At 65.4% G+C, this 8,969-nt stretch carries 6 protein-coding genes; 3 read left to right on the top strand and 3 right to left on the bottom strand.

Annotation, left to right across the window (positions count from 1 at the left end; all coding sequences use genetic code 11):
* Positions 1-864: 864 nt before the first annotated feature.
* The gene (locus ABNS06_RS04840; protein WP_348672915.1) at positions 865-1,140 is read left to right on the top strand and encodes a hypothetical protein; all 276 of its coding nucleotides are present in this window, start codon (positions 865-867) and stop codon (positions 1,138-1,140) included.
* Between the two features lie 3 nt (positions 1,141-1,143).
* Positions 1,144-2,418 carry a HipA domain-containing protein gene (locus ABNS06_RS04835; RefSeq protein ID WP_348672913.1) on the top strand — a complete coding sequence of 425 codons (1,275 nt, stop codon included), beginning with the start codon at positions 1,144-1,146 and terminating at the stop codon, positions 2,416-2,418.
* Between the two features lie 22 nt (positions 2,419-2,440).
* Here ABNS06_RS04835 and ABNS06_RS04830 read toward each other — a convergent pair whose 3' ends face one another.
* Positions 2,441-3,982 carry an AAA family ATPase gene (locus ABNS06_RS04830; protein WP_348672911.1) on the bottom strand — a complete coding sequence of 514 codons (1,542 nt, stop codon included), beginning with the start codon at positions 3,980-3,982 and terminating at the stop codon, positions 2,441-2,443.
* A 4-nt stretch (positions 3,983-3,986) separates the two neighbouring features.
* Positions 3,987-4,373 (bottom strand): glycosyltransferase, encoded by a 387-nt coding sequence (locus ABNS06_RS04825; RefSeq protein WP_348672910.1) that lies wholly within the window; start codon positions 4,371-4,373, stop codon positions 3,987-3,989.
* Positions 4,374-4,522: 149 nt separating this feature from the next.
* On the opposite strand from ABNS06_RS04825, the gene ABNS06_RS04820 reads away from it, so the two are divergent.
* Positions 4,523-7,159 carry an HAD-IC family P-type ATPase gene (locus tag ABNS06_RS04820; RefSeq protein WP_348672909.1) on the top strand — a complete coding sequence of 879 codons (2,637 nt, stop codon included), beginning with the start codon at positions 4,523-4,525 and terminating at the stop codon, positions 7,157-7,159.
* 75 nt (positions 7,160-7,234) lie between these two features.
* Here the strand turns inward: ABNS06_RS04820 and ABNS06_RS04815 are convergent, their stop codons facing one another.
* Positions 7,235-8,692, bottom strand: coding sequence for a hypothetical protein (locus ABNS06_RS04815; RefSeq protein ID WP_348672907.1), 1,458 nt, complete (start codon positions 8,690-8,692; stop codon positions 7,235-7,237).
* Positions 8,693-8,969: the final 277 nt, after the last annotated feature.

Raw genomic sequence — 8,969 nt, 5'->3', positions numbered from 1 at the left:
TTAGCTGCTTCGAGGAAGTTGGTGTGACTTGGCCGGAATTCTGCCGTGGATGGAAATTTTATGAACATGAACAGAGGTTTGCCGCAGCGTCGTCGACCTGGACCATAAGCTACATCTCCGTTCTTCACGTACGTTGAAGTTTCTGATGCCTCCCTAGGGCATTTCATAAACTGTCGCTGGATGATGCGTTGGAATTCCGACTTCCGAATTTCCGCAAACGTCGTTTGGCCTGATTGATAGGCATGAACCCGGAAGGTTAGCTACTGGCCGCTTGCTACCCTTCAGCAACGCTCAGTTTTCGTAGCTCGCACGGAAAAACCTGTCCTGTCAGCTGGTTGCTGAAAGCCAGCATGGAGAGTTCCCAGTCTGCGATTCACCATGCGAGCTGAGCCGGATCGAGTTTACTGGGTACCGCCCGTCTTTTCGATTTGACCAACCCTAATCCGCTGGCCAACTCATCGGCTGGCGTGCTCACCCGTCTAATCTAAGCTTGATCACCAACAACCTTGAAGGTCACCCCTGATCCCGGCCGGATACCCAGTTGCTGCCGTACTTCCTCGGGGATCGTGACCCGACCGCTGCTCGTCACAAATGACTGCTTCATGGCTCCCGCACAAAGTAGAACGTTTGGTAAGTTTCGTGCGCTGAACCAAAGCCGACTTCCAGCGAACTAGACCCCGTGAATTCCGGCATGTAGTAGCCAGCAGACAGGTGTCGGCAAACCCATCACAATCGATACGCTTGCTTCACTTCATGTGTTGTCGGCCACGCTCTAGAAGTTAATCGAAATAACCATTTCGATTTTATTGACGCAGCTGCTAGCGCGCCATATTATCGAAACCAACATTTCGATTTTTTCGCATCATGAACATCCCGATCACGAATCCGACTGAACTGGGCGAACTGATCCGAGCGGTGCGCAAGACGCAGCGCGTGCGCATGGACGACATCCCAGGCATGAGCCACGTGTTTGTTCGCGATGTGGAACGCGGCAAGCCGACGGCGCAGATTGGGCTGGTGATGGCGTTGCTGGATGAGCTGGGTATTCGACTGGTGGCGGATGTCCCCGATGAAGCGGTGTCCAGATTGGATGACAAACCTCTGGGCGAGGAATCGACGCCCCCCAATCAGGAACGATAAGTCGTGCGTGTCTTGCAGGCTTTCGTGAATGCGGAGCATGTCGGCACGCTGCGCGAGCAGGACGATATCTGGGAGTTCGAGTATGCGCCGACCTGGATGTCGGCGCGGGGCGCCTTCGACCTGTCACCGGCGCTCCCTCGCAATGTTGGCCTGCACCGTGATGGCAGCACGCAGCGTCCGGTCCAGTGGTTTTTCGACAATCTGCTGCCGGAAGAGCAGATGCGAACGGTGCTGGCGAAAGAGGCCTCGCGCTCGACGGACGACGCGTTCGGCCTGCTGGAGCATTACGGCGCGGAATCTGCTGGTGCGCTGACGCTGCTGCCCGATGGCACGCCCCCGGATCAGCAGCACGATCTTCGGCCTTTGCCGTTCGATGAACTCAGCGAGCGCATCCGCCGCCTGCCGGATATTCCGATCAGTCGTGGCTCACTGAAGAAGATGTCGGTGGCCGGCGCCCAGCACAAGCTGCTGGTGGTCTTCGACGGCACAACGCTCTACGAGCCGGCGTCGCAGGGAACGGTGTCCACGCACATTCTCAAGCCCCAGCATCCTGGCGCCGACTACCCCGGAAGCGTGGCCAACGAGTACTTCACCATGCGGCTGGCGAACCGGGCGGGGCTCGCCGTGCCAGAGGTGTTTCTGCTGCATGTTCCGGAGCCGGTTTATCTGATCAAGCGGTTTGATCGCGACGGGCAGAATCGCCTGCACGCCATCGATGCCTGCCAGCTTCTGAACAAGTCCCGAACATTCAAATACAGTTCGGCGAATCTGGATTCACTATCCGACCTCATCGGCCGAACCCGGGCCCGCGCCGCCGCCCGGCTGGAGATCTACCGCTGGCTCTGCTTCAACCTGCTGGTCGGCAACGGGGACAACCACCTGAAGAACCTGTCCTTTCTGGCCGGACCGGCGGGGGTTGATCTGGCACCGGCCTACGATCTGCTGTCGACCAGCGCCTACGACACACTAGCGCTTGCCGGTGACAACGCACGCTGGCCCGCGACCGGCCTCGCCTTGAGCATCATGGACAAGACGCGGTTCGACCAGATCACTCGGGAAGACGTGATCGCCGCTGGCGCCCGGCTGGGCCTCTCCAGGAACACGGCGGAACGAACCCTGAACTCGATCATCGACAAGGCCATGGCCGCGGCTCCATCACTGGTGGACGAAGTGGCGGCGCAAAGCTCAGGTCTTCAGCGGGCAAGTGACCTGCGGGTGCTGAACGTGATCGTGCGTATCGTCATGACGGAGATGGCGCAGAGGCTGAGCGCGTCCTAGACAACCGTTGCCTCACACTGGATCAGCTCTCGTCGAGAACGGCCCTGACCAAGTTGATGGTCTCGTCCGACGATCCTGATGCATCAACCACGCACCACTCCATCTCCCCCAGCGCATAGTCCGCCTGGCGCCGCGCCACGGCGGCATCGGCATCCGACGCATCCTTTCCACGACTGCCGACACGGGCCTCGCGAACCTCCAGCGGCGCGTCCAGCCAGATGCCGATGAAGCGCATGCCGGCGTCTGCGGCCGCCGCCGCGATGGCGGCGCGTTCATGCGGGCGGGCGTAGACGGCGTCGGCGATGACAGCCTGGCCGACGCTGGCGACGGCTCGCGTGCGGTCGTGGATTTCGTCGTAGACGCGGGTGCTCCACTCCGGAGTGTAGTGGTCGGCGGAAAGGTGGTCGTAGATGTCGACGCCGGCGAGTTGCTTGCGCAGCACATCACTGCGCAGCCACACGCCACCGGGGGCTCGGCCCAGGGTTGGGGCGATGGCTCTTGCGACAGTGGATTTGCCGGTGCCGGAGAGCCCGCCAATCGCGACGACGACGCCGGGCGCCGGCTGCATCAGGCGTTCGGCCAGGGCGAGGTAATCCTCGGCTTCGGCGCCCGCGGCGGTGTCGCCCTGGGCGTGGCGCGCGGCGGCGACCTTGGCGCGGATCAGCGCCCGGGTGGACAGGTACAGCGGTAGCAGCGGCAAGCCCGCGATGTCCCAGCGAGCGGCCAGGTAGCGGTTGAGCGCGACGTTCGCGAGGTCCGCCCGGTCGCGGGCGATCAGGTCCATCAGCAGGAAGGCGAGATCGAACAGGGTGTCGATGACCGCGAGCCGGTCGTTGAATTCGATGCCGTCGAACAGCACGGCGCGGCCGTCGATCCAGCAGGCGTTGCGCAGGTGCAGGTCGCCGTGAACATGGCGCACGGCGCCATCATGCAGTCGGGCATCAAGCAGGCCCGCGTGCTCGGTCAGCGCGGCATCCAGCACCTTGCGCAGGGCTTGCAAACGCGCGGCGTCGAACAGCGGGCTGGCGTCCAGATCGTCCAGGCTGCTGTGCAGTTCCTCGCCGGTGACGCGGGCGCCGCCGCCATGTGATCCGGTCGGGTCGGCGGGTGGCGCGGCATCGTGAAATGTCGCCACGCCGGCGGCCAGGGATTCGATGACGTTGGCGTCCAATGGTCCGGCCGCGGCCATTTCGCTGAGCAGGGTGTCGCCGCCGAAGCGGCGCATCGCCACGGCCCATTCCAGCGGCTCACCGTCGCCACCGATGACGATTCGGCCGTCGGCATTCCGGGTGATGGGCTCCACGCCGAGATAAAGCTCCGGGGCCGCGCGGCTGTTGAGCGCGTATTCGCGCTCGCACATCTGTCGGCGGCGCTCCAGCGTGGTGTAGTCGACGAACGCGAAACGCAGCGGTTTCTTGAGCTTGTAGGCGTAGTCGCCGGCGAGAAACACGTGGGAGATGTGCGTCTCGATGTGCTGCACCGAATCCGCCGGATGCGGGTAGGCGGCCGGGTCCGCGAGGGCGTGAATCAGGTCTGCCTGTGCGTCACCGTTGGGCTGGTCCATGGCTCTATCCTGCCATGGCCGCCTTGTAGATCGCCCGGTACTGGCGCGCCGAGCGATCCCAGGAAAAGTCCGCCGCCATGCCGTTGCGCTGCAACGCCCGCCAGCTCCGCCGGGCGCGATAAAGCGCCAGCACTCGCGACAGGCCGTAATCCACACCGCCCACATCCGCATGGTCGAAACGCACGCCGTTGGCGGCGCCGGCGGCCTGGGCCTGCGGCGAGGCATCGATGACCGTATCCGCCAGCCCGCCCGTGGCATGGACGACGGGCACGGTGCCGTAGCGCAGCGCGTACATCTGCGTGAGTCCGCAGGGCTCGTAGCGCGACGGCATCAGGAAGGCATCCGCGGCCAGGTTATCGCTCTCCCCGACAATGTGGAGGCAAGGATTCATGAAAGCCACGACCGGCCCGAAACGCCCTCGTCACAGGTGATGACAGAGTCGATACCATGTTGCGATTCTTGCATTATCCAATGCCCCGGTCGGATCGTTTCCAGGTGACTTTCAACACTCGCGCCTCCGGCTGAAGCAATGGGTGCCCCATGACCGACGACGCCTCGAGCCCGGTTGCGGAAACCGGACTGACCCGTGAACAGGCGCGGGCGCGACTCACCGAGTTCGGCCCCAACGCCCTGCCCGAACCACCACAGGCCACGCTGGCCGTGGTCTTCGGCCGGCAGTTCCTCAGCCCGTTCATCTACATCCTGATTGTCGCCGCCGCGGCCTCGCTGGCACTGGGGCAGATTTCCAACGGCGTGTTCATCGTCGCCGTGCTGTTGCTCAATGCCGGCATCGGCACGGTGCAGGAATTCTCGGCGCAACGGGCCGCGGTGGCACTGCGCAAGATGGTCACGGGCACGGTGACCGTGGTCCGCGACGGCCAGCAGGTCACGGTCCCCGTCGGCGAGATCGTACCGGGCGATCTGGTGCAGCTCGGCAGCGGCGACAAGGTGCCCGCGGACCTGCGCCTGCTGCGCGCTCAGAACCTGCTGGTCGACGAATCCTCGCTGACCGGCGAATCCAACGCCGTCGCCAAGAACCCGGCGGAGCATTCCGACGCATCGACCCCGTTGGCGGAGATTCGCGATCACCTGTTCGCCGGCACGATGGTCACCCACGGCCGGGCCTCGGGCACCGTCGTCGCCACCGGCCTCAAGACGCGGATCGGCGAGATCGCCAGCGAGGTCACCGAGCGCGCCGTGGCCGAGCCGCCGCTGGTGCGCCGCATGCAGGCCTTCACGCGCACGGTCGCGCTGGCGATTCTGGGCGCCATCGCCCTGCTGTTCGGCGTGATGTTCCTGGGCGGGCATTACGGCACCGAGGACATGGTGCTGATGGCCGTGGGCCTGGCGGTTTCGGCGATTCCCGAGGGCCTGCCCGCGGCGGTGACCGTGGCGCTGGCCATCGGCATGCAGCGCATGGCGCGGGCCCACGTGATCATCCGCAAGCTGGTCGCGGTGGAGGCGCTCGGGTCCTGCACCTACATCTGCTCGGACAAGACCGGCACGCTGACGGTTAACGAGTTGACCATCAAGCGCATCGTGCTGCCGGACGGCAGCCGCTTCGACGTGGCCGGCCAGGGCATGACGCCGGAGGGCGAGGTCGCCGGCGACGGCGACCGGCACCATCTGTCGGCGCTATGCACGACCGGCGCGCTGGCGAACGAGGCCGCGCTGATCCACGGCACCGAGGGCTGGCGCTACAGCGGCGACGCCGTCGATGCCGCGTTCCTGGTGCTGTGCCACAAGGCCGGCCTGGACCCGGACCGGCTGCGCTCGGACAACCCGCGCGACGACCTGATGCCCTACGAGTCCGAACGCGCCTGGAGCGGGAGCCTGCATCACCACCCCGAAGGCCGGCTGCTGCACGTCAAGGGCAGCCTGGAACGCGTCGCGCTGTTCTCGTCGCACATGCGAGTCGGCGGCGAACTCGTGCCTTTCGACCATGCGCGGATCGAGGCGCAGGCGATGGAGCTGGCGCGCGAGGGCTACCGCGTGCTGGCGCTGGCCAGCCTGCCGCAGCCCGGCACGCTGGAGATTCCCGACGCTCCCAGCGGCCTGGTGTTTCTGGGCCTGGCGGCGATGATCGATCCGCTGCGCCCGGAGGCCCGCGACGCGGTCGTCCGCTGCAAGCAGGCCGGCATCGAGGTCGCGATGATCACCGGCGACCATCCGGAAACCGCACGGGCGATCAGCCTGGAACTGGGGCTGATCCATCGGGGCGATCCCGTGGTGACCGGCAGCATGCTGCGCGAGGCGGCACCAGAGGCCGTGCCGGCACTGGTGCGCGACTGCCACGTGTTCGCCCGCATCGAACCGGACCAGAAACGCCAGATCGTCCAGTGCCTGATCGACGACGGCCACTTCGTCGCGGTGACCGGCGACGGCGTCAACGACGCACCAGCGCTGCGCCACGCCAACGTCGGCATCGCCATGGGGCTGCGCGGCACCGATGTCGCCCGCGAAACCGCCGACCTGATCCTGACCGACGACAACTTCGCCTCCATCGTCCGCGGCATCGAGCAGGGGCGCATCGTCTACAACAACATCCGCAAGGTCATCGCGCTGCTGCTGGCCACCGGCGCCTCGGCGATCCTGCTGTTCTTCCTGTCCGCGTTGCTGGGGCTGCCGATGCCGCTGACCGCGGTGCAGCTGCTGTGGCTGAACCTGGTCGCCAACGGCGTGCAGGATGTCGCCCTGGCCTTCGAGCCGGCGGAAGGCGACGAGCTGTCCAGCCACGCCCGTTCGCCACGCGAGCCGGTGTTCGAACGGCACCTGATGACGGACATCATCGTCAACGGCCTGTGGATGGGTCTGGTCGCCTTCGGCCTGACCTGGTCACTGGACATCGCCGGGGTCGGCGAGGAGGCGATGCGCAATCTGGTGCTGATGCTCATGGTGCTGTTCGGCAACGTGCATGTGCTGAACAGCCGTTCGGAAACCCGGTCGGTGTTTCGCACGCCGTTGTTCAGCAACCGGCTGCTGATCGCCGCCGTGGTCGGCGCACAGGCGATTCACATCGGCGCGATGTACACACCGGGGCTGAGCGGTGTGCTCGGCATCGCGCCGATCTCGCTGGGTGACTGGCTGGAACTGCTGGGCCTGGCCATCACGCTGGTCGGCGTCGGCGAGTTCGTGAAATGGCTGCATCGGCGCTCACGCCGCGCCGCGGGAACCTGACAAAGGCCTTCAATACCGGATGCAAAGAAAAGGGCCGCACGGGGCGGCCCTTTTCACATGCCCAGACGGAAGCCGCTACGGACAGCTGATCGCGGCGCCTTCGTCTCCGTCGGTCGAAGGGATCGCCGAGAACGCCAGGCCCTTGGCCTCGGTGAACAGACACTCGGCGGACGTGCCCGAGAGCATCGGCCCAGCCATCCCCGGCGAGTCCGTGTAGCCCCAGGAGTTGACCGAGACCAGCGTGCCGTTGCCGTCGTCGACGGGCTGCATCCACGGACCACCACTGGACCCGCCCGAAAGGCCGCAACTCGGCAGCCACCAGTTGTCCGAACCCTCGGTGGTCATGTCCTCGGCGCAGTACATGAAGTTGGGGTCGTCGGAATACGAGTAGCCCAGCGCATGGGTGTAGTCGATGCTGTCGGGCGACGGGTCACCGTCATCGAAGTACGGCGTGGCGAAGCTGATCGGCAGCGTGCCCGTCGCGTCTTCCAGCACGTCGGTACCGGCGGAGGTGCCCGAATGCGCCCCGCTGTCGGCGACCACGTAGAACGCGTAATCCCACGGGATGTTGTCCGGGAAGGTCCGGGTGGTCCAGTTCACGTCGACCACGCCGAACGATGTTACCCAGCAACCCAGCGGGTCGTTGCTGCAATCGGTGTCGGTACCCGAGCCGCTGGTGCCATCCTGGTTCGGAATGAACAGCACGTTGCGCGCGAACGCCTTGGCGGAATCGTCATAGACGCAATGGGCGGCGGTGAGGATGACCGAGCGGCCCGAGGTGGCATCGGTGGCGACGGTGCCGGAACAGACATAGCCCGCCCAACGCCTGCGCCGGGAATTGGCCGGCATCTCGAAGTAGATGCGCCCGGCTGCCGTCTGCACGGTCCCACCACCGGTCCACGGCGAGTTCACGACCACATCACCGCCCGGATCCGGATTCCCGCCTCCGGTATCGACGGTGAAATCGGCCGCCGGGGAGGTCGCGGTGTTACCGCCACCCCGTGACGAATCCTTCGCAACGACCTCCCAGCTCCATTGCCCGTCGGTGAAGCCGGACAAATCAATGGAATAGGTGTCGTCGCCGATATAGGACGGCGAGAAGCTCTGCGTCTGGGTGCCGTTCGGGTAGGTCACCACGAAGCTCACGCTGCGGATGCCGCTGGCGTCGGTGACGACGGCCGAGAACGTTGCCGCGCTGCCAATCGTCGCACCATCGGCCGGCATCATCCCGCTGATGCTGGGCGGCGTGGAATCGCTGCCGCCGCCACCGGGTTTGGCTTGCGGTGTCGGCGCATCACCACGCAACTGCTTCGCTGGTCGGTTGCCATAGGCCACAAGCTGTCCGCTGGCACCGCGGGTGAAGGCCTGGCCCTGCTTGTCGAGATAGAAATCACGTGGAATCGCCGCAGCCCGGCGGGCGGACGTCCAGTGATCAATCACCTGCTGGCGATCGGGTTTCGCGGGTCCGGCCACGGCAAGCCCGGACAGGCCCACCATCGCTGCCGCGGCAGCGACGATCATCGTCTTGCTCATGCTCTGCTCCTTGAGTCGGTGTAGACCGTCAAGTCGCCAGCGTGGGCGACCGAACGTGCCCTATCCTTGAGACGCCTTGAGTCTGCCCCCTGGGCAGGGATTCGACAAGCGAGCGTCTTGAGCACCAGCACGCGTCCATCGCCCCGCACGCCGCGGGTTTCCACGGATCACCGCGCATCCACCCATGCCCCCAAAAGGGGCGTTGATGGCCGTGGGAGGGTGGGTGAAGATGTTCGGTGAACCGACCCACGTTCGCGACGATGGCGGCACTCGGTGT

It is taken from the genome of uncultured Abyssibacter sp., assembly GCF_964000955.1.
In the GTDB taxonomy this organism is placed as follows: Bacteria; Pseudomonadota; Gammaproteobacteria; order Nevskiales; family OUC007; genus Abyssibacter.
This window is presented reverse-complemented; position numbering and strand designations above follow the sequence as displayed.

Coding starts and splice junctions, on each gene's coding strand:
- ABNS06_RS04840 (WP_348672915.1), top strand. CDS start 865: ATGAACATCCCGATCACGAATCCGACTGAACTGGGCGAACTGATCCGA.
- ABNS06_RS04830 (WP_348672911.1), bottom strand. CDS start 3,982: ATGGACCAGCCCAACGGTGACGCACAGGCAGACCTGATTCACGCCCTC.
- ABNS06_RS04825 (WP_348672910.1), bottom strand. CDS start 4,373: ATGAATCCTTGCCTCCACATTGTCGGGGAGAGCGATAACCTGGCCGCG.
- ABNS06_RS04820 (WP_348672909.1), top strand. CDS start 4,523: ATGACCGACGACGCCTCGAGCCCGGTTGCGGAAACCGGACTGACCCGT.
- ABNS06_RS04815 (WP_348672907.1), bottom strand. CDS start 8,692: ATGAGCAAGACGATGATCGTCGCTGCCGCGGCAGCGATGGTGGGCCTG.